The 21,235-nt window shown below is 70.5% G+C and carries 16 protein-coding genes; 11 read left to right on the top strand and 5 right to left on the bottom strand.

Annotated elements, in window-relative coordinates; genetic code table 11:
* Positions 1–454: 454 nt before the first annotated feature.
* Both JN22_RS16285 and JN22_RS16280 read right to left on the bottom strand, forming a co-directional pair.
* A complete protein-coding gene (locus tag JN22_RS16285; RefSeq protein WP_085554968.1) occupies positions 455–1,051 on the bottom strand; it encodes an ActR/PrrA/RegA family redox response regulator transcription factor in 597 nt (198 codons plus the stop codon).
* A gap of 2 nt (positions 1,052–1,053) precedes the next feature.
* Positions 1,054–2,373 (bottom strand): ActS/PrrB/RegB family redox-sensitive histidine kinase, encoded by a 1,320-nt coding sequence (locus tag JN22_RS16280; RefSeq protein WP_223677754.1) that lies wholly within the window; start codon positions 2,371–2,373, stop codon positions 1,054–1,056.
* Positions 2,374–2,487: 114 nt separating this feature from the next.
* Here JN22_RS16280 and JN22_RS16275 point away from each other — a divergent pair, with 114 nt between their 5' ends.
* The 11 genes from JN22_RS16275 (at position 2,488) to JN22_RS16225 (ending at position 17,839) form a co-directional block, all read left to right on the top strand.
* Positions 2,488–3,324, top strand: a complete 837-nt coding sequence (locus JN22_RS16275; protein ID WP_085554967.1) for an ABC transporter ATP-binding protein — start codon at positions 2,488–2,490, stop codon at positions 3,322–3,324.
* Positions 3,311–4,165, top strand: a complete 855-nt coding sequence (locus JN22_RS16270) for an ABC transporter permease (protein ID WP_085554966.1) — start codon at positions 3,311–3,313, stop codon at positions 4,163–4,165. The genes JN22_RS16275 and JN22_RS16270 overlap by 14 nt, the downstream gene beginning before the upstream one ends.
* A 90-nt stretch (positions 4,166–4,255) precedes the next feature.
* Complete coding sequence (gene lpxD, locus JN22_RS16265) at positions 4,256–5,374, top strand: UDP-3-O-(3-hydroxymyristoyl)glucosamine N-acyltransferase (protein WP_085554965.1); 1,119 nt, start codon at positions 4,256–4,258, stop codon at positions 5,372–5,374.
* Positions 5,375–5,454: 80 nt separating this feature from the next.
* The gene (locus JN22_RS16260; RefSeq protein WP_085554964.1) at positions 5,455–6,225 is read left to right on the top strand and encodes an RNA methyltransferase; all 771 of its coding nucleotides are present in this window, start codon (positions 5,455–5,457) and stop codon (positions 6,223–6,225) included.
* A gap of 130 nt (positions 6,226–6,355) precedes the next feature.
* On the top strand, positions 6,356–8,404 hold the full coding sequence (locus tag JN22_RS16255) for a BsuBI/PstI family type II restriction endonuclease (RefSeq protein WP_085554963.1): 2,049 nt from the start codon (positions 6,356–6,358) through the stop codon (positions 8,402–8,404).
* A gap of 93 nt (positions 8,405–8,497) precedes the next feature.
* Complete coding sequence (locus JN22_RS16250; RefSeq protein WP_085554962.1) at positions 8,498–9,208, top strand: LytTR family DNA-binding domain-containing protein; 711 nt, start codon at positions 8,498–8,500, stop codon at positions 9,206–9,208.
* Positions 9,209–9,363: 155 nt separating this feature from the next.
* Entirely contained in the window at positions 9,364–9,660 is a 297-nt protein-coding gene (cowN, locus tag JN22_RS16245; RefSeq protein WP_085554961.1) for a N(2)-fixation sustaining protein CowN, read from the top strand.
* Positions 9,661–9,851: 191 nt separating this feature from the next.
* On the top strand, positions 9,852–13,664 hold the full coding sequence (locus JN22_RS16240) for a response regulator (RefSeq protein ID WP_085554960.1): 3,813 nt from the start codon (positions 9,852–9,854) through the stop codon (positions 13,662–13,664).
* 7 nt (positions 13,665–13,671) lie between these two features.
* Positions 13,672–14,589, top strand: coding sequence for a diguanylate cyclase domain-containing protein (locus JN22_RS16235; RefSeq protein ID WP_085554959.1), 918 nt, complete (start codon positions 13,672–13,674; stop codon positions 14,587–14,589).
* Entirely contained in the window at positions 14,586–15,848 is a 1,263-nt protein-coding gene (locus tag JN22_RS16230; RefSeq protein ID WP_085554958.1) for a molybdopterin-binding protein, read from the top strand. The genes JN22_RS16235 and JN22_RS16230 overlap by 4 nt, the downstream gene beginning before the upstream one ends.
* A gap of 17 nt (positions 15,849–15,865) precedes the next feature.
* A complete protein-coding gene (locus JN22_RS16225) occupies positions 15,866–17,839 on the top strand; it encodes a molybdopterin biosynthesis protein (RefSeq protein WP_085554957.1) in 1,974 nt (657 codons plus the stop codon).
* Positions 17,840–17,854: 15 nt separating this feature from the next.
* Here JN22_RS16225 and JN22_RS16220 read toward each other — a convergent pair whose 3' ends face one another.
* The 3 genes from JN22_RS16220 to JN22_RS16210 all read right to left on the bottom strand — a co-directional run bounded on the left by JN22_RS16220 (position 17,855) and on the right by JN22_RS16210 (position 21,144).
* Entirely contained in the window at positions 17,855–18,124 is a 270-nt protein-coding gene (locus tag JN22_RS16220; RefSeq protein WP_085554956.1) for a hypothetical protein, read from the bottom strand.
* A gap of 64 nt (positions 18,125–18,188) precedes the next feature.
* Positions 18,189–19,193 (bottom strand): thioredoxin-disulfide reductase, encoded by a 1,005-nt coding sequence (trxB, locus tag JN22_RS16215; protein WP_179166176.1) that lies wholly within the window; start codon positions 19,191–19,193, stop codon positions 18,189–18,191.
* 40 nt (positions 19,194–19,233) lie between these two features.
* Positions 19,234–21,144, bottom strand: coding sequence for a hypothetical protein (locus tag JN22_RS16210; RefSeq protein ID WP_085554954.1), 1,911 nt, complete (start codon positions 21,142–21,144; stop codon positions 19,234–19,236).
* Between the last annotated feature and the right edge of the window lie 91 nt (positions 21,145–21,235).

The following is a 21,235-nucleotide window of genomic DNA, read 5'->3' as shown; positions in this document are numbered from 1 at the left end:
GGTCCGAAGGGACAGGCCATAGGACCGGCCATGCGCCCGACACCCTGTGGGCAGGGTCGGCGGTTCGTCCGGTTGCCTGAAACGCAGTGTTAGGCCAGCCGTTGCATAGGCCGACCAGTGCATGCGGCGAGGTCGGGGCGCGGCCTGGGTAGCCTCCCTGCCCCTATTGCGTACAGGGCGGGCGGTTTCTCCGGTTGGCGGCGATAAGGGGGTTCTTCGAAAGGAGAGGTTTGGGCGCTCGTCCGAACGGACGAAGGAGGGAGGGGGCGGGATCAGCGGTGGCGATGGCGTGCCGGCGGCGGCCCGACGCGACCGTCGGCTCTCCGCATGGCTGGGCTGCGGTGTGGGCGCGGCGAGGCAATTTCCTTAGGGATCTTATCATCAGAAACGCAAACGGCCCGCCCCCGGTTCCGGGGACGGGCCATCGGTTTCGCGGCGCCGTGGCGTCGGGAGATCAGGCGCGCGGGGCGTGCTTGTTCAGGATGCGCTGGAGGGTCCGGCGGTGCATCTTCAGCCGGCGGGCGGTCTCCGACACGTTGCGGTCGCACTGCTCGAAGACGCGCTGGATGTGCTCCCACCGCACGCGGTCGGCCGACATCGGGTTGTCGGGCGGCTGGGGCAGGGGGCGCCCGTCGGCCAGCAGCGCCGATTCGACGGCGTCGGCGTCGGCCGGCTTGGGCAGATAATCGACCGCGCCGGCCTTCACCGCCGCCACCGCCGTGGCGATGTTGCCGTAGCCGGTCAGCATGACGATGCGGGCGTCGGGCCGGGCGTCGCGCAGCGCCGCCACCACGTCCAGCCCGCTGCCGTCGCCCAGCCTCAGATCGACCACCGCGAAGGCGGGGGCCGATTCCTGGGCAACCTCGATGCCGAGCTGGACGCTGTCCACGGCGACGACGTTGAAGCCACGCTTTTCCATCGCGCGGGCCAGCCGCGTGCGGAAGGGGGCGTCGTCGTCCACGATCAGGAGGCTGCGGGTCACGTCGCCGGTGAAGGTGAGCTTGACGGCTTCGCCCGACAGCAGCTCGTCGGAAATCTTGACGTTGTCCACCGCTAGTCCTCTTTCCTGATGTTGATGCGTTTCCAGCGCACGGAGATCCGGGCGCCGCCGCCCTTGTTGTTTCCGTACATGACGGACGCCCCGGTCTTTTCCAGGAGCGTCTGCGCGATGAAGATTCCCAGCCCCATGTGGCTGCCCTGGCCGGACCGCTCGCCGCGGACCGACAGATAGGGCTCGCCGATCCGCCCCAGCAGATGCGGCGGAAAGCCGGGCCCGTCGTCCATCACCGTGACGGTGACGGTCGTCTTGTCCCAGGCCGCCGCGACCGTCACGCGCCGGCGCGCGAACTGGTGGGCGTTCTGGATGAAGTTGCCCAGCCCGTGGATGATCTCCGGGCTGCGGCGCAGCACCGGCTCCTCGGTGTCCCCGGCCGGATGGGGTTCGACGGCGAGCGTGACGTGGCCCAGACGGTGCGGGCCGGCCGCCGCCTCGATCAGGGCGGTCAGCGGCAGCCGCTCGAACGGGTCGCCGCCGTCGGCCTCGGGCTTGCGCGCCAGATCGGCGAGGATCTCGCGGCAGCGCATGACCTGGCTTTGCAGCAGCTCGACGTCCTCGCCGTAGGGGCTGCCGGCGGGCAGGTCGCGCGCCAGCTCCTTCGCCACCACGGCGATGGTGCCGAGCGGCGAGCCCAGCTCGTGCGCGGCGGCGGCGGCGAGCGCGCCCAGCGACGACAGCCGCTGCTCGCGCGCCAGCGCCACCTGCGAGGCGGCGAGCGCGTCGGCGAAGCGCCGCGCCTCGGCGGCGACACGGAAGACGTAGCCGGCGATGAAGATCGCCGAGACCGACAGGGACAGCCACACCCCGAAGGCGTAGAGCGGCGCCATGTGGCGCACCGGCTCCTCCCACGGCAGCGGGAAGTGCCACAGGGCCAGCGCGGTCAGGCAGAGCAGGTTCAGCCCGGTCAGCAGCACCGTGCTGTAGCGCGACAGGATGGCGGCACCCACCGTCATCGGCGCCAGCAGCAGGATGGCGAAGGGGTTGGTCAGCCCGCCGGTCAGGTAGAGCAGCAGCGTGAGCTGAAGCATGTCGTAGCTGAGATACAGCGCCGCGTCGCGGTCGGCCAGCCGCAGCCGCCCGCCGCCCTGGGCCATGGCGATGACGTTCAGCACCGCCGAGGCGCTGACGGCGGCCAGCACCGGCCCGAGCGGCAGCGGGAAGCCCAGCACCAGATCGACGAAGGCGACCGTCGCCATCTGGCCCGCCACCGCGACCCAGCGGATCAGGATCAGCGTGCGCAGGGTGATCCGCCCGTCGGGCTGGGTCCCTTGCGGTGGCGGCGCCATGGCCGGCAGGCTGGAGGCGAAGGCGATCACGACGGCGTTCCCCCGGATAATCCCGATGTCGGCCGCGTGGTCCGCGGCTCTGACGTTCTTGTGTCGCGGCCCCCGCCCTGGCGTTTCCACCGCGGGTAGCCATATTCTGTGCCCATGACCCAGCGCACCCCTTATCCCCGCGTCGCCGACACGCCCGATGCTCTGCCGGCCATCCCGGCCGCCATATTGGCCGAGGGGTTGACCAAGCGCTTTCCGACGCCGGGCGGCGGCGCGGTGACGGCCGTGGACGCGCTGTCCTTCACCGTGGCGCGCGGCGGCGTGACCGGCCTGCTCGGCGGCAACGGTGCGGGAAAGACGACGACCATCTCCATGCTGCTGGGGGTGCTGCTGCCGACGTCGGGCCGGGTGGAGATTCTCGGCGTCGACATGGCGCGCCACCGGCATGCCGTGCTTCCGCGCATGAACTTCTCCTCTCCCTACGTCGAACTGCCCCATCGGTTGACGGTGCGGGAGAACCTTACCGTCTATGGGCACCTCTACGGTTTGACCTGCGTCAAAAAGCGCGTCCAAGAACTGGCCGAGCAGCTTGACCTGACCCGGTTTCTCAACCGTCCGTCCGGCGGACTGTCGGCCGGCCAGAAAACGAGGGTTGCGCTGGCTAAGGCCCTGCTCAACGATCCCGAGCTTTTGCTTCTCGACGAGCCGACCGCCTCGCTCGATCCCGACACGGCGGACTGGATCCGCACCTATCTGGAGCGCTACCGCGCCCGCACCGGCGCGACGATCCTGCTGGCCTCCCACAACATGCTGGAGGTGGAGCGGCTGTGTGACGACGTGCTGATGATGCGCCAGGGCCGCATCGTCGACCGGGGGGCGCCGTCGGCGCTGCTGGCGCGCTACGGCCGGACCTCGCTGGAGGAGGTGTTCCTCGACATCGCCCGCGCGCGCGGCACCGCCGGCGCGGCGGAGGCGGCCGATGCGGCGGAGTGAACCGACGACCCACCCGATCCCGCACCCCGCCGCCGATTTCTCCCTGCGCCGGGTCGGCGCCATGGTGCTGCGCTACTGGTACCTGCTGCGCGGGTCCTGGCCGCGCATCCTGGAACTGGCCTACTGGCCGACCATGCAGATGATCCTGTGGGGCTACATCAACCAGTTCATGGCGTCGGGCAGCGGCGGGGGCAGCGGCTGGGTGGCGCAGGGGGCCGGCGTGCTGGTCAGTGCCGTGCTGCTGTGGGACGTGCTGTTCCGCGGGCAGCTCGGCGTGTCGGTCTCCTTCCTGGAGGAGATGTGGTCGCGCAACCTCGGCCATCTCTTCGTCAGCCCGTTGCGGCCGACCGAGTGGGTGGTGTCGCTGATGGTGATAAGCCTGCTGCGCACGCTGATCGGCGTGCTGCCGGCCGCGCTGCTGGCGATCCCCTTCTTCGGCTATTCGGTGTTCGGGCTCGGCCTGCCGCTGGTGGCCTTCTTCATCAACCTGATCGTGCTGGGCTGGTCGCTGGGCCTGCTGATCGTCGCGCTGATCCTGCGCTACGGCATGGGGGCGGAGGGGCTGGCCTGGATCGTCGTCTTCATGCTGGCGCCGGTCAGCGCCGTCTACTACCCGATGAGCGTGCTGCCCGGCTGGCTTCAGGCGGTCTCCTGGGCGCTGCCGTCCTCCCATGTGTTCGAGGGGATGCGGGCGCTGCTCTACGAGGGTGCGATGCGCTGGGACCATCTGGCCTGGGCGACCGGGCTGAACGCGCTCTACATGGCGCTCAGCGTCGGTGTCTTCCTCTACGGCTTCCACCGGGCGCGGGTGCGCGGCGCCCTGCTGCAAACCGGGGAATAGGTTCCGGAGGACCCCACCGGTCATCCTCGCAGTCGCTGCCGGGCCGTGCTAGGGTCGCCGCCGTTTTTCGACCCAGACCCGGTGCCCGCCATGAAGCTGTCCGAGATCGCCGCCGCCCTGGATGCCCATGTCGAGGGCGACGCATCCCTCGTGATCCGGCGCGCCGTCCATCCCTCCGAGGCCGAGGGGCCGGAGGATTTGGCGCTCGCCATGGACAAGGAGCTGCTGGCGCTGCTGCCCGGTAGCAAGGCCGTTGCCGCCGTCGTGGCGGAAGGCGCGGAGGTGCCGGACGGCATCCAGGGCCGCATCGTGGTCAAGCGCCCGCGCTACGCCATGGCCGGGCTGCTCGACGTCTTCGAGCGCCCGGTCCACGCCGAGCCCGGAATCCACCCGCAGGCCTACGTCGCGCCCGACGCGGTGGTGGCGGACGACGCCTCGATCGCCCCCTTCGCCTATGTCGGGCCGCGCGCCCGCGTCGGGGCCGGGGCGGTCGTGCTGCCGCACGTCACGGTCGGCGCCGACGCGGTGATCGGCGAGGGCAGCCTGCTGCACCCCGGTGCCCGCATCGGCGAGCGGGTGGTGCTGGGCGCGCGCTGCATCATCCATCCCAACGCCGCCGTCGGCAACGACGGCTTCAGCTTCGTGACGCCCGAGCCGGGCAGCGTCGAGTCGGCCAAGACGACTGGCCGCGTCGTCGGCACCAACGTGCTGATCCGCCGGGTCAACTCGATCGGCACGGTGGTGCTCGGCGACGACGTCGAGGTCGGCGCCGGGGCGACCATCGACCGCGGGACGGTGACGGCGACCCGCATCGGCAACGGCACCAAGATCGACAACCTCGTGCAGATCGGCCACAACGTGCAGGTCGGCACCAACTGCATGCTGTGCGGGCATGTCGGCATCGCCGGCAGCACGATCATCGGCGACCGGGTGGTGCTGGCCGGCAAGGTCGGGGTGGCCGACCATGTGAAGATCGGCAGCGACGCGGTGGTCGCCGCCAACTCCGGCGTCGGCACCGACATCCCGCCCAAGTCGGTCTACATGGGCTATCCCGCCGTCCCCCGCACCCGCGCCTTCGAGCAGTACAAGGGCCTTGCCCGGCTGAAGCGCCTGTTCGCCGACGTCGCCGACCTGAAGACCCGGCTGCGCGCGCTGGACGGGCAGGGTGGGGCGGCGGTTCCGGCGGCGGCCGAGACCGAGCGGGACTGACGCCCCCGGCGCCTATGTCCCCACGTTCCTTTCCTCTCCTTGCAGCCCTCTCGAACATTCAACCCTCAGCACCGAATCCCATGACCTCCGGCCAGAATCCCACCCTTCCCTCCGTCCTCGGCGGTCCCGCGATCATCCTGGTGCAGCCGCAGATGGGCGAGAACATCGGCGCGTGCGCGCGGGCCATGCTGAATTGCGGCCTGACCGACCTGCGGCTGGTCCGCCCGCGCGACGGCTGGCCGAACGAGAAGGCAATTGCCAACGCGTCGGGCGCCGACCTCGTGATCGACAACGCCCGCGTCTTCGAGACCACCGCCGAGGCGGTCGCCGACCTGGAGGCCGTCTTCGCCACCACGGCGCGCAGCCGCGACATGATCCAGCGCTTCGTCACCCCGCGCGTCGCGGCGGAGGAGATGCGCGACCGCCACAACGCCGGCCACCGCGTCGGCGTGATGTTCGGGCCGGAGCGCACCGGGCTGGTCAACGACGACCTGACCCTGGCCCAGACCCTGATCACCGTGCCGCTGAACCCGGCCTTCGCCTCGCTGAACCTGGGGCAGGCGGTGCTGCTGGTCGGCTATGAATGGTTCCAGACCGGCGATCTGCCGCCGGAGCGCTTCCTGCACACCGGCCAGACCCGCCCGGCGACCAAGGCCGAACTGGTGAACTTCTTCGAGCATCTGGAAGGGGCGCTGGACCGCACCGGCTTCTTCACCAGCCCGGAGAAGCGTCCCTCGATGGTCCGCACCCTGCGCAACGCGCTGGAGCGCATGGACATGACCGAGCAGGAGGTCCGCACCTTCCACGGGGTCATCGCCGCGCTGACGGGAAAAAGGAAAAATCAGTCCTGATCGGTATTGGGTTGGCTGATGGCGGGTCAACGGGCCTGCAAGCCTTGCGGTGTTTCCGGGGCGACTGCTCCATGCTTCTGTATTCTGGTGACCAATTGCTGGCGCCAAGCATCGTCTGGTGGAAACCCGCATGAAGCGCTTGCACGACCTGCCCGCATCGAAGGCGTTCGGCGATACCCGGAGCTGGCTCTCGTGGCTGCACGATGTCATGCCCGAACCGCAGCACGCCGCCACCGGTGCCGTGGTCATGGACCTGTTTGCCGGATGCGGCGGCTTGGCCCTGGGGTTTGAGGCGAAGGGTTTCCTGACGAGCGGGTACGAGATGAAGCCCGCTCCCGTCGCGACCTACAACGCCAACCTCGGCGGCCGGTGCGAGGAGATGTTCCTGACGGTGGGAATGCCCGAAGGGCGGGCCGATGTCGTGATCGGCGGCCCGCCGTGCCAGCCGTTCAGCCAGATTGGGTACCAGCGCGGGAAAGGGGACAAGCGCGATGGCTTTCCGGTGTTTCTGGATGCCGTCAACCGGGTCCGCCCGAAGATCGCCATCATCGAGAATGTCCGGGGGCTGCTCTTCCGAAACAAGGACTACCTGCATCAGGCGGTGAGGGAGCTCGAGAGATTCGGTTACACGGTGGATGCCCGGCTTCTCAACGCCGCCGATTACGGTGTTCCGCAGAAGCGGGAGCGGGTGGTGGTGGTGGCGTCGAAGGTGGGCTGGGAGTGGCCCGAGCCGGTCGTCTCAACGGCGGTGACGGCGGGTGTGGCGCTGGGGCCTCTCGCCCGTGCGCACGATGCCGGCAGCCGTTTCCTGACGCCGAGCATGGATCGCTACATCGCGGCGTACGAGGAAAAGAGCCATTGCGTCCGGCCGCGTGACCTTCGTCTCGACCAGCCCTCCCGCACCGTGACCTGCCGGAACCTTGGTGGGGCGACTTCGGACATGCTCCGCATCCGTCTGCCCGACGGACGTCGGCGGATGCTCACCGTTCGCGAGGCGGCGCGTCTTCAAAGCTTCCCGGATTGGTTCCGGTTCGAGGGCACGGAGTACGATCAGCATGAGCAGATCGGAAACGCCGTTCCTCCGCTTCTCGCGCTGGCGGTGGCCGGCCAAGTCAAAAAGTTCATCGATCGGGCGCCGAACGGAACGGTTCGGTCGCCTTCAAAGGGGGGAGGGATGCAGCAGGGATCGCTTCTGGAAGCCGACCCGGTGTCTATCAAGGTTGAGCAGGCACTCAACATCATGCGTGCCGTGGGTGTGCCGGTTCGCGACATGACGCCACGCCGTCGCGAGAGGGTGGCGCTGGCGCTGCTCGCCGTGGCCCATGTGCCGCCGGCCGGCGAGTGGGTGGAAGCGCGGTGCTTCTTTGACGGTGGTCCCAAACCGGTCACCTCACGCCAGATCATCGGGCTCTGGAATCGCCATTACGGGCAGCAGATCGCCGACTCGTCGTATGACGGTGTGCGGAAGGATCTTGTCTTTCTGGTCGAGGCTGGTCTCGTGGCGAAGAGCGCAGCCAACCCGGCGGCCGATACCAACGACGGCACCAGGGGCTATTCCGTGCACGAAGACGCGATTGCGCTGCTGCGAAGCTATGGCGCGGAGTCGTGGGAGAATGAGCTGGTCAGGTTCCGGAGCAAGTTCGCCTCGTTGAGCGATCGCCTCAGCAAGGCCCGGGAGTACCGGATGGTTCCCGTGACCCTGCCCGACGGCAAGGCTTTCAAGCTGTCGCCAGGGCCGCACAACCTCATTCAGAAGGCCGTCATCGAGGATTTCCTGCCGCGATTCTCGAAAGGCGCCCAGGTCCTTTACCTCGGCGACACCGAGAAAAAGATTCTGCACGTCGATGAGGACGCCATCCTGAGGCTCGGGCTGCCGAAGCCATCGCGGGCAATGTTGCCGGACATCCTGGCGTACGAGGCCGAGCGCAACTGGCTGTTCCTGATCGAGGCCGTCCATTCCTCGAACCCGATCAGCGAGTTGCGCCATATGAAACTCCAGGAGCTCACGCAGGGCTGCACGGCGGGGTGCGTGTATGTCAGCGCGTTCGAGAGCCTGAAGACCTTCGCCAGGTTTGCCAAGGAGATCGGCTGGGAAACGGAAGTTTGGGTGGCGGACAACCCTGGCCACATGATCCATTTCAACGGCGACCGTTTCATGGGGCCGCATGAGCGGACGTGAACGGGCGTCATGGCCTCGCTTCCGGTGGAGCAGCGCTGACCGGCAAGCGGAAAGGCGCGCCCTGAGCCGCGCGTCCGGCTATACTCGCCGTCCATGGAATACGCGTTGCAGAACATGGACGTCGGGTTGGTGCTGCTGGATGCCGGGCGGCGGGTGACCGCGCTCAATCCGGCGGCGGTGCGCATGCTGGGCGACCGCGCCGCCGGGCTGGTCGGTGCCTTTCTGCACGACCTGCACCCGCCCTCGCACCGGGCCAAGGTCGAACTGCTGCTCGCCGCCGCCACCGACCCGGCGGCCCCGGCCTCGGCCTGTTCGATGATGATCGCGCTGCCGGGCCGGGTGCTGGTGGTCAAGGCGTCGGCCCTGACGCTTGGCGACGGGCCGCCGGTCACCGCCCTGATGCTGATGGAGGCGGCAAAGCCCGCCGCCGTTGCCGCCCCGCCCGCCGTCGCGCCCCCCGCGCCGGCCGAGCCGCTGGTCAAGCTGCCGGTCGAGAAGGGGCAGGGGCTGGTGCTGCTCGATCCGGCCGACGCGGTCTATCTCCAGGCCGACGGCCACTATACGACGGTCCACACCGCCGAGGGCGCCTTCTTCTGCGGGCTGCCGCTGTCGGAGCTGGAATCCCGTCTCGACCCGCGCAGCTTCGTGCGGACCCACCGCGGCTACATCGTCAACCTGCGCCACGCCCAGGCGGTGGAACGGCGCGACGGCCGCGCCGCCTTCGTCATGGCTGCCCCCGGCGCCCCGCGCGTCCCGGTCAGCCGCGCGCGCGGCGAGGCGCTGAAGAAGCGGCTGGCGCTGTAGATTCCCTTTCCTTTCGAAGCGCTTCCGGCCGTTCATGCGGCTGCGGTGCCGTTCGTGCGGGCGTGCGGCGGTTGGTGCGCGCGCCGTTGAACGCTCCGGCCTCTCTCGGCAGGCTGCGGTGCAACATCCCCCGCTTCGCCCAGGAGGCCGCTTTTATGGACAGTGTCGACGCTCCCGACCGCTATGTTTCCTTCAAGGGAATCGACTGCGACGGCAATTCCCGTCAGATCATCGCCCGGCTGCGTTCGCACATCGACGACCCGGCCAAGACCAACGCCTTCTGGGAGCGCTTCAAGGAGAAGCTGGCGGTCGCCGACGACGTGCTGAAGCGGCAGGCCGACGGGCTGTGCCTGCTCTGCTCCAACGTCTATTACATCGCCGACCTGTTCGAGGAGCATGACGACGAGGAAGGGCTGGCGATGCTGCGCCAGCTGGAGGACGAGTGTTGTTGAGGGCACCCGCCTGACGGGGCGGGGCGTCTTCGTCCCGCCCCGCGGCCGTCTCCCCCGACCCCTCTTTCCGGCGCCGGACACCGGCCCGCAGCGCGCCGGCTCCGCCCCGATCAAGTCACTTGCGGGCGCCGACGGCCGAAGCCCATACTTCGGCCAAAAGGTCTGGCGAGAAGGTCTGGCGGGCAGCGGCGATGATGGATGCGACTCCGACCATGGCGGAGCCGGCGGCGCTTTCGCCGTCCCGGCTGCGGCCTCTTCTGCTCGCCACCTTCGGGCTGATCGTGCTGTTCGCCGTCGGTTTCTGGGGCTTCGTCGCCTGGAGCGACCGCAGGGAAACCCTCCACCACGCCCGCGAGCAGGCCCAGGGCACGGCCCGCCTGTTGCAGGAGCATGTGCGCCGTTCGGTCAACACCGGCGATCTGGCGCTGGCCCGCGTGCTGGACCAGATCCGCACGCACGGCATCGACGGCCTCGCGACCAACCGCGCCGTGTGGGAAACCACCCACGAGATGGTGGAGAATCTGCCGGAGATCGCGGCGGTCTGGGTCCATGGCGCCGACGGCGGCAGTCTGCTGACCAGCCGGCGGTACCCGACGCCTTCGGTCAACGTCTCAGACCGCGCCTATTTCCAGGCCCATGCGGCGGGAGCGGATTTCCATGTCGGGGAGCGCATCGTCGGCCGCCACAGCGGCCAGCTCTCCTTCACCGTCAGCCGCCGGATCATGATGGACGGGCGGTTCCGGGGCGTCATCCACGCCAACGTCGAGATCGACTATTACCGCCAGCTTTTCGAAAGCCTTGACCTCGGCGCCGGCGCCAGCATCGCGCTGTTCCGTTCCGATGGCACGCCGGTGCTGCGCCTCCCGGCCGGCGAGCCGCTGGAAGGCGAGGACGGCCGCGAGGCGTTGCGCCGCGCCACCCAGGCCGCGACCGAGACGTTCGAGGTCGCCGCCCCGGTGGCGGGCGGCCTTCGCGTCGTCTCCTACCAGCGCGTCCCGTCGCTGCCGCTGGTCGCGGTGGTCGGGTTGTCGAAGGACACCGAACTGGCGGCGTGGCTTGAACGGACGGTCCGCAGCGGCGTCCTCGTGGCGCTGGCGGTGCTGGCCTGCGCCGGGCTGGCCTACGCCGCGGCCCGCAGCCTGGGGCGCGAGAGCGTCGGGCTGCGCCGTCTGGCCGAGGCCAACGCCGACCTCGACGCCACAGCCCGCCGCCTGGAGGAGGCCAACCGCGCCTTCGCCACCGCCAACCGGCGGATGAACCTGATCCTGCAATCGGCCTCCGACAGCATCTGCGGCGTCGACCGCGCCGGCCAGATCACCTTCGCCAACCCGGCGGCCTGCGCGCTGACCGGCTACGGCAAGGATGAGATGCTGGGGCGCAGCCTGCACGCGCTGATCCATCATTCGCGGGCCGACGGCAGCCCCTACCCGGCGGCCGAATCCCCGGTGACCGAGGTGCTGCACAGCGGCGAGACCCGGCGCGGGCTGGAGGATACCTACTGGACGAGGTCGGGCCAGCCGGTGACGGTGGAGTTCACCGCCTCGCCGATGCTGGAGGGCGGCCGGGTCGAGGGCGCCGTCGTCGTCTTCCACGAGATCGCCGAGCGCAAGAAGGCGGAGGAGGCGATGCAGAGCGCGCGCCTTGCCGCCGAGCTGGCCAGCCGCTCGAAGAGCGAGTTCCTGGCCAACATGAGCCACGAGATCCGCACCCCGATGAACGCGATCCTCGGGCTGATCCATCTGCTGCGGCAGACCGAGCTGTCGGCGCGGCAGGCCGATTACGTGCAGAAGGTGCGGGTGTCGGCGCAGTCGCTGCTCGGCATCCTCAACGACATCCTCGACTTCTCGAAGGTCGAGGCCGGAAAGATGGAGCTGGAGCGCGTCGATTTCCGGCTCGACGAGCTGTTGCAGAATCTGGCCGTCATCATCGGCTCCGCCGCCCAGGAAAAGGACATCGAGGTGCTGTTCGCGGTGGCGCCCGACGTGCCGCTCGACTTGGTCGGCGACCCGCTGCGGCTCCAGCAGGTGCTGATCAACCTGGCCGGCAACGCCATCAAGTTCACCGACGCCGGCGAGGTGGTGGTCTCGGTGCGGCCGAAGCTGGTGGCCGCCGACCACGCGGTCCTCACCTTCTCGGTGCGCGACACCGGCATCGGCATCGCCCCGGAACAGCGTGAGCGGCTGTTCCAGGCCTTCAGCCAGGGCGACAGCTCCACCACCCGGCGCTTCGGCGGGACCGGGCTGGGGCTGGCGATCTGCACCCGGCTGGTCGGGCTGATGGGCGGCACGATGGACGTGGACAGCGCGCCGGGGCAGGGCAGCGATTTCCATTTCGACGCGCGGTTCGACCGCCGTCCCGACGCCGCCGTCCGTCCGCCGGCGATGCGCCCGCTGCCGCGCGACCTGTCGGTGCTGGTGGTCGACGACAACGCGACCGCGCGCGCGGTGCTGGCGGAGATCGCCGGGACCTTCGGCTGGTCGGTCACCGCCTGCCGCGATGCTCCGGCCGCGCTGGAGGAGTTGGAGCGGGCGGCGGCCGGCGGCGCGCCTTACGACGTCGTGCTGATGGACTGGAAGATGCCGGGGATGGACGGGATGGAGGCGGCGCGCCGCATCCGCGCCGATTCCAGCGTCGGCGCACCGATGATCATCGTCATCAGCGGCTATGGGCGCGAGCGGGTCGGGGCGCGGTTCGAGGAGATCGGCATCGCCGGCTTCCTGGTCAAGCCGGTCACCCCCTCCACCCTGCTGGACGCGGTGACGGTCGCCTACGCCGAGCCCGCCGGCAAGGCCGGGACGGACCTCCCGACCCTGACGGCGCCGGCCGCCGGCTCGGGCCCGGCCCTGTCGGGACCGGGCTGGGGCGCCAGCCGCGTGCTGCGCGGCCGCCGGCTGCTGCTGGTCGAGGACAACGTCATCAGCCAGGAGGTCGCGCGCGAAATCCTGGAGCGGGCGGGTGGGCGCGTCACCACGGCCAACGACGGACGGCAGGCGCTCGACCGTCTCCGTCAGTCGGCGCAGGGCTTCGACGCTGTGCTGATGGACGTGCAGATGCCGGACATGGACGGGTTCGAGGCGACGGCGGCGATCCGCGCCCTGCCCGGCGGGAGCGATCTGCCGATCATCGCCATGACCGCCAGCGCCCTGCCGGTCGACCGCCAGCGCTGCCTCGACCACGGCATGAACGACCATGTGCCCAAGCCCTTCGATCTCCAGCAGCTTTTCGAGGTGCTCGCCCGCTGGGTCGGTCCGCCCCTGCTGACGGCGGCGCCGGCCGGCGCGTCCCTTGGCGGATCGACGCCACCCGGACCGCCGCCATCCGGATCGCCACTATCCGGACCGCCGCCGGCGGGGGCCGCCGCCCTTCGCTCCGACGGGCTGCCGGACCGTCTGCCCGGCATCGACCTGACCGACGCGCTGAACCGCCTGGACGGCGACGCCGACCTGCTGCGCCGTTTCGTCACGGAGTTCGCGCGCAGCTACGGCGGGGTGGCCGACGCCATCGCCACGGCGCTGGACGGTGGCGACCTGCCCCGCGTCAAGTCACTCAGCCATGAACTGAAGAGCGTGGCCGGCAATGTCGGCGCCCGCCGCCTGTCCGCCACCGCCGACGCCATGCAGGTGGCCGCCTTCCAGGGCGATGCGGCGGCGGTGGCCGGGCAGCTTCCCGTGCTGCGCGCCGAGCTGTCGGCCATCCTCGAATCGGCGCGGCTGCTCGACGCCACGCCGTCATCCGCAACCCCGGGGGGAGATGGCGCGGGGCGGACCGCCTTGGACCGGGGCGCCCTGGAAGCCGCCTTGCCGCAATTTGCGACTTTGCTGCAAGACAGCAACTTCGCAGCGGCGGAGGAATTCGCTATCCTGTCGCCTCTTCTGGCGGATTGGGTCGATCCTTCCACCATGAAGGGTCTGTCGTCCGCCATCGACAGTCTGGATTTCACCAAGGCGCTCGGCATCGTGCAGCGGATCGCACGGGAGTTGGGCCTCTCGACACCGACGGTTTGAGCCGCCCATGGCCGATGTGCGCCCCAAGATCCTGGTCGTGGACGACATTCCTTCCAACATCCACGTTCTCAGCCGGATCCTGAAGGAGGATTACGACATCTATTTCGCCACCGACGGCGAACGTGCCCTGGATCTGGTGCAGACGCGGCTTCCCGACCTCGTCCTTCTGGACATCATGATGCCGGGCATGGATGGCTACGAGGTCTGCACCCGCATCAAGTCCGACCCGGCGACCCACGACATTCCGGTCATCTTCATCTCCGCCAAGAGCGAGGTCGAGGACGAGACCAGGGGGCTGGAGGTCGGGGCGATCGACTTCATCACCAAGCCGATCAGCCCGCCGATCGTGAAGGCGCGGGTGCGCAACCATCTGTTGCTGAAGCGGCAGGCCGACCTGCTGCGCAGCCTGTCCTTCCTCGACGGGCTGACCGGCATCGCCAACCGCCGCCGCTTCGACGAGGCGATGGCGCGGGAATGGCGGCGCTGCGGGCGGGCGCAGCAGCCGATGTCGCTGATCCTGCTCGATGTCGATCATTTCAAGGCCTACAACGACCATTACGGCCATCAGGCCGGCGACGAATGCCTGCGTGCGGTTGCCGAACTGCTGGCCGAGCGGGTGCAGCGTCCCTGCGACCTCGTCGCCCGCTACGGCGGCGAGGAGTTCGTCTGCCTGCTTCCCGAGACGTCGAGCGCGGGGGCCGGGCAGGTCGCCGAGCGGCTGCGCGCCGCCGTTGCCGATTGCGGCATCCCGCATGCCCAGTCGCCGGTGGCGCCGCACATCACCATCAGCCTGGGCGTCGCCACCATGACCCCGGAGGTCGGCAGCGTGCCCGACCGGCTGGCGCAGACCGCCGACCAGATGCTGTACCAGGCCAAGCGGGCCGGACGGAACCGGGTGCAGGGTGTCAGCGTTCCAGCTTTGTGACCTTCGCAAACGAGCCGACGCCATCCCTCCCGTCCCAACCTTCCTCCCTCCGGCGGGGAAGGGAGCGGTCGCCGTGCGCCCCCTGCACCGTCGCCAGGACCGTCCCCTTTCATGACGTCCGGGAGCGCGGCTTTCCCTCCCGCGCGCCGCTGGCGGCGGCGCAGGGCTGGATCGACCGCCATTGCCTCCCCTCCGCGCCGCGCCGGGTGACGCTGGCCGACGCCGCCGGCCTCGCGCTGGCCGCGCCGATCCTCTCCCCCTGCGATCTTCCCGACCGTGACCGCGCCCTGCGGGACGGCTACGCCGTGGCCTCCGTGGACACGCTGGGGGCCGGCTCCTACAACCCGGTCCCGCTCCCGTCCGTCCGTCCGGTCTCCGCCGGAGAGGCGCTGCCGCCGGGCGCCGATGCCGTGCTGCCCTTCGAGTTCGTGCAGGCCTTGGGCGTTCTGGTGGAGGCGCTCGACGCCGTTGCCCCCGGCGCCGGAGTGGAGCGGCGCGGCGCGGCGCTGAAGGCCGGCACGCCGGTGCTGGAGACCGGGCGCCGGCTGCGCCCGTCCGATCTCGGCCTGCTCGCCGTGCTGGGGCTGGCCGGAATCGCCGTCACGCCGCGCCCGCGCGTCCGCATCCTGCTGGCCGGCGGCCCGCGCACCGGAACCGAGGGGCTGGGCGCTCTGCTGACCGCGCTGGTCCGCCGCGACGGCGGCGTTCCCGAACTGGTCGGTCCGCTGCCCGCCGACCGGGATGCCCTGTGCGGCGCTCTGCTGCGGCCGGGGGCCGATCTGGTCCTGGGCGCCGGGCGCACCGGGCTGGGGCATGACGACCTTATGCCGCCGGCTCTGGCCCGCGCCGGCGAGCTGTCGATCCATGGCATTGCCGTGCGTCCCGGCGACAGCGCCGGGCTGGGCCTCGCGGGCGGGGGCCCGGTGGTTCTGCTGCCCGGCGAGCCGATGGCCTGCCTTGCCACCTACGAGCTGCTCGGCGGGCGGGCGGTGCGGCGGATGGCCGGGTGCCCGGCGGCGCTGCCCCTGCGGGCGCTGCCCGCCGTGACCAGCCGCAAGCTGGTGTCCGAGATCGGCTGCGTCGACCTGCACCGGGTGCGGCTGATGGCCGATGGCCGTGTCGAGCCGGTGGCCTCGCCCTCGCTGCCGGGGTTGGCGGCGGCGGCCCGTGCCGACGGCTTCCTCCTGATCCCGGCCGAAAGTGAGGGTGTGCCCGAAGGGGCGCCCGTCACCATCTACCTCTTCGATCCGCCGGCCTGACGAAGAGGAAATTCCGCGTGGCCACCGAGGACGTCCGCCGTTTCGTCGCCCAGGCCGCGCGCCAGGAGCAGTTTCTCGACGTCGTCAGCGGCGAGGAGGCGCGCGCCCGCTTCCACCGCCACCTCGATCTCACGCCGCGTGGGGCGGAGAGCGTGACCCTCGCCGGGGCGCTCGGTCGGGTGCTGGCGACCGACGTGGTTGCCGGGGTGGACGTGCCGGGCTTCGACCGCTCGGTGGTGGACGGCTTCGCCCTGCGCGCCGCCGACAGCCTCGGTGCGGCCGAGGACAACCCGATCCGCCTGCGTCTCAACGACGAGGTGCTGGCCGCCGGCCGTGCCCCGGCCCTGACGGTGGAGCCGGGCACCGCCACGGTGATCGCCACCGGCGGCATGCTGCCGCGCGGGGCCGACGCGGTGGCGATGGTCGAACACACCGAGCCGGTCGAGACGCCGGACGGGAGCGGCGGCGGCCTTTTCATCGCCCTGTCGAGACCGTCGACCCCCGGCGCCTTCGTCGCCGCCGCCGGGTCCGACATCGGGCGCGGCGAGGTGGTGCTGTGGCGCGGGCAGGTGCTGACCTCGCGGGAGATCGGCGTGCTCGCCGCCATCGGGCAGGCCGAGGTCGCGGTGGTCCGCCGGCCGCGCGTCGCCATCCTGTCCACCGGCGACGAGATCGTCGCCCCCGGCCAGCCGATGCGGACCGGCGCCGTCTATGACAGCAACGCCGCGATCCTCGCCGCCGCCGTCGCCGAGTCGGGCGGCGAGCCGGTGCCGCTGGGCATCGCCGCCGACGAGGATTCGGCGCTGGAGGCGCTGGTCGCCCAGGGGCTGGAATGCGACGCGCTGCTGCTGTCGGGTGGAACCTCCAAGGGGGCGGGCGACCGCTCGCACCGGGTCGTCGCCCGATTGCGCGATCCCGGCATCGTCGCCCATGGCGTGGCGTTGAAGCCGGGCAAGCCGCTCTGTCTGGCGGTGACGCGCGGCAAGCCGGTGGTGATCCTGCCGGGCTTCCCGACCTCGGCGATGTTCACTTTCCACAGCTTCGTGGCGCCGGTGATCCGCGCGCTCGCCGGACTGCCGCCGGCGGCGGTGGAGACGGTGCCGGCGACCCTGCCGGTCCGGCTGGGTTCGGAGCGCGGGCGCACCGAATATGTGATGGTCTCGCTGGTGCAGGGGGCGGAGGAGGGCGCGCTCGCCGCCTATCCGCTCTCCAAGGGTTCGGGGGCGGTGACCGCCTTCAGCCACGCCGACGGCTTTCTTGCCATCGACGCCCAGGCGGAAATGGTGGAGGCCGGCACGCCGGTGTCGGTGCAACGGCTCGGCCGTTCGCTGGCGCCGGCCGACCTGATCGTGGTCGGCAGCCAGTGCCTCGGCCTGAACGCCGTGCTTGGCGGGTTGATCGCCGGGGGGATGACGGTGAAGGCGCTCAATGTCGGCTCGATGGGCGGTCTGGCGGCGGCGCGGCGCGGCGAGTGCGACGTGGCGCCCATCCATCTGATGGATCCGGAGACGGAGGCCTACAACACGCCCTTCCTGGCGCCGGGCCTGGAGCTGGTCGCCGGCTACCGCCGCATGCAGGGCATCGTCTTCCGGCGCGGCGATCCGCGCTTCGAAGGCAGGGCGGCGGCGGAGGCCGCGCGGGCGGCGGCTGAGCGGCCGGACTGCATCCTGATCAACCGCAACGCCGGCAGCGGCACGCGCATCCTGGCCGACCGCCTGCTGGGGGCGGCGCGCCCGACCGGCTACTGGACCCAGGCAAAATCGCACAACGCGGTGGCGGTCGCGGTGGCGCAGGGCCGCGCCGACTGGGGACTGGCGATCGAGACCGCCGCGTCGCTCTACGGGCTGGGTTTCCTGCCCCTGCGCGAGGAGCATTACGACTTCGTGATTCCCGCCGCCCGCCGGGACCGCCCGGCGGTCCGCCGGTTCGTCGAGGCGCTCGAATCGGTCGAAGTGGCGGATTCCCTGAGGGGAATGGGTTTCGCGCGCTGAGCCCGCGCCGTCGCCTCAGTGGGTCGTGGCGCTGGTTCCACAGGAGCCGCCGCCGCAACCGCAGCCTCCTTCCGGCGCCACCACCCGAATGGCGCCGCCGGCCGTCGCCAGCACGGCGGCCAGCGGCAGGCCGGTCGCCTCGGCGACGGCGCCCAGGCTGGCCTCGCCCGGCAGGCCGGCCTCGGGACCGAAGGCCGGGTGCAGCATCGCCAGCCGCCGCCGCGCCACCGGGTCGTGCGCGTCGAGGGCGGCGAGGCTGGTGTCGGCGGTGACGTCGAGGCTCATGGGAGCGCATCCTTGAAAGCGGTGGGATGTCCCTCTCCCACAAGGGGAGAGGGGCTTTGGGAGGTTACCACGTCCCGGCCGGGCTCGGGTCGCCGTGGGCGCCGGCCGCCGGCTCGTGGTGGGCCAGCCAGCGCTCGGCCTCCAGCGCGGCCATGCAGCCCATGCCGGCCGCCGTCACCGCCTGCCGGTAGACCTTGTCCTTCACGTCGCCGGCCGCGAAGACGCCGGCCACGTCGGTCGCCGTCGAATCGGGAGCGGTGACGATGTAGCCGGCCTCGTCCATCGCGACCTTTCCCTTGAACACGGCGGTCGCCGGCTCGTGGCCGATGGCGACGAAGACGCCGGCCGCCGGGATGGTCCGGGTCTCGCCGGTCTTCACGTTCCTCACGCGCACGCCGGTGACGCCGCGCGGGTTGCCCAGGCTGCCGTCGCCCTCGCCGACGATCTCCTCGACCGCGCTGTCCCACACCACCTCGATCTTCGGGTGGCGGAACAGCCGGTCCTGCATGATGCGCTCGGCGCGGAAGCTGTCGCGGCGGTGGATGACCGTCACCTTGGTGGCGTGGTTGGTCAGGTAGAGCGCCTCCTCGACCGCCGAGTTGCCGCCGCCGATCACCGCGACCTCCTTGCCGCGGAAGAAGAAGCCGTCGCAGGTGGCGCAGGCCGACACGCCGGCGCCGCGGTAGATCTCCTCGCTGGAGATGCCGAGCCAGCGGGCCTGGGCGCCGGTCGCGATGATGACGCTGTCGGCGGTGTAGGTGTCGCCGCCGTCGCCCTTGCAGACGAAGGGCCGCACGGTGAAGTCGACCTCGGTGATGAGGTCGAACACCATCTTCGTGCCGACATGCTCGGCCTGCTTCTGCATCTGCTCCATCAGCCACGGACCCTGGATGGGGTCGGCGAAGCCGGGGAAATTCTCCACGTCGGTGGTGATCATCAGCTGGCCGCCCGGCTGCATGCCCTGGACCATGAGCGGCTCCAGATTGGCGCGGGCGGCGTAGATCGCCGCCGTGTAGCCGGCCGGGCCGGCACCGATGATGAGGACCTTGCTGTGATGGGTGCTGGGCATGGGGTCGTCCCGAACGAAAGGGGGCTCCAAAGAGGGAGCGTCAGAATCCGAACATATGGTCGAGGCTGAAGGCGCTGTCACCGTGCAGGCAGCCGTGGTAGCCGAACAGCCGGCAGGTCGTGTCGCGGATCAGCACATAGCCGTGCTCGCCCGCGGCGGTCCGTTCCGCTTCCGTGAACATCTCGGAGGACCGCCAATAGAGCGAGCCGCCGCAGGGGATGGCGACCTTCCGGCGGGCAACCTCGACGCCATCGCGCCGGGTCAGGACCAGGCTGGTGTCGGAGGTGGCATGCCAGGGTGTCGAGGCAGGGTAGACGAGATGGCAGAGCGTGTCCCACGGCGCCGTGCCCAGCCGCAGGAACAGCCGCGTTGACAGGCCGGGCGGCCGCCCATGGTAGCTCTGCGGCTCGTCGCGGTAGACCATCGCCGTGTTGAAGATGTGGCTGCCGAAGCTGGTTTCCGCCATATGGCCGGTGTTTACGTCCTCGTAACGGACCAGCGCGTGCAGCCAGCCGTCGGCGACCGTTCCGGCTTCGAAATCATAGACCAGCTCGACATGGCCCCAGCCGTCCGGGACGGCGGTGCCGGCGACCAGCCCGGTGACGTCGAGCGCCACGCTGTCGGAGCGCTTGAGGTTGCCGAAGCGGTGCTCGGCCAGCGCCGCGCCGTTGCGGTCGTAGACCACTGCCTTGACTGGCAGCTCGGTCTGCGCCGTGCTCATCGGGGTCGGCAGCAGAATGGTGCGCCAGCGCCCCATCGGCAGCAGCGGAGCCGGCAGGATGTGGCCCTTGCCGATGGAGCCGCCGGTCAGCCTGGGCAGCTTGGGGTCGGGCTTGAGGTCGGTGCGCTCGACGTTGGCGTGGGCGACGCGGCGGCGGCCGTTTTCAGCGACGATTTCGTAACGCGGCCGGACGAAATGCTTGCCGGCCTGGATCTCGAACTGGAGGGGCCAGCGCGCGTCGGGGAACAGCTCGCGGGTGTCGAGCGCCAGGGTGGCGAAGGGGGCGATCTCGCGGTCGAGGGCGCGAATCTCGTCGGAGCCCATCAGGTTGAGGCCAACGGCGCCCGCCGGGATCGGCGTCGGGTGGCTGTTCTGGATCCACAACGACACCCGCTCGTCCTCGCGCGGGGCGGGCAGGCCGGCGTAGCGCTCGGCCGGCCAAGCGTTGGCGTCGTGGGTGCAGGAAAGAACGGTGTCGTCATCGCCGTAGGTGTCGAGCGCGTATTTCACCACGTCGTGCCCGGCGGCGCCGATGACGTGCAGGAACAGCGTGCCGCAGAAGTCGTCCAGCCCGAGCCGCTCGCGCACCTGCCGGCTGTCGATCACCACCGTGCCGTCGCTGGGCGGCATCGCCTCGGTCCATTCGGCGATCGGGCGGCCGTTGCCGTCGAACAGGCAGGCCCACAGCCGGGTGCCCTTGGCGCCGTAGCGCGGCCAGTAGTTGGCCGAGACGATGCGGGTGTGCTGCCCGGCCTCGTCTCGGAACCAGGCGAAGTTGGTCGCCCAGTTGAACTTGGACAGGTAATGGCCGGGGTCGTTCAGCATGTCCTCGGGAACGCGCATGGCGTCCAGCGAAACGACGCCGGCGTCCTTCGGGATCAGGTGGGCGATGTGCCCTTCGCAGCGCTGGGAATCGAAGGCAACGACGAAGACGGTGCGGGCGCCGCTGTCCGGCAGCTCCGTCACCGCGCGGGCGGTGTGGCCGAAGATCTCGGTGCCGACCAGCTCGACATTCTGCACATAGACCCCGGCCACCGGGATGGCCGACAGGTCGTAGAACTCGGCCAGACCCGACAGCAGCCCCAGCGGATCGTAGATGGCGACCGGACCGTAGGACGCCAGACGCGCCATCAGGATGGCCGCCTTGGGCGCCGCCAGCGGGTGGCCCACCGCCTTGAAGAAGCTGGAGCCGCCGGTGACGTTGGAGAAGGTCTCGATCCGAAGAGGCATGGGACACACGCGAAAGAGCAACCGAAGGCGTCGGTTATAGCCCGTCGGTAGGGGGCGCGACAGCCCTTTGTCCGAACGCCCGTGGATGTCC

Source organism: Azospirillum agricola, assembly GCF_020005195.1.
In the GTDB taxonomy this organism is placed as follows: Bacteria; Pseudomonadota; Alphaproteobacteria; order Azospirillales; family Azospirillaceae; genus Azospirillum; species Azospirillum agricola.
This window is presented reverse-complemented; position numbering and strand designations above follow the sequence as displayed.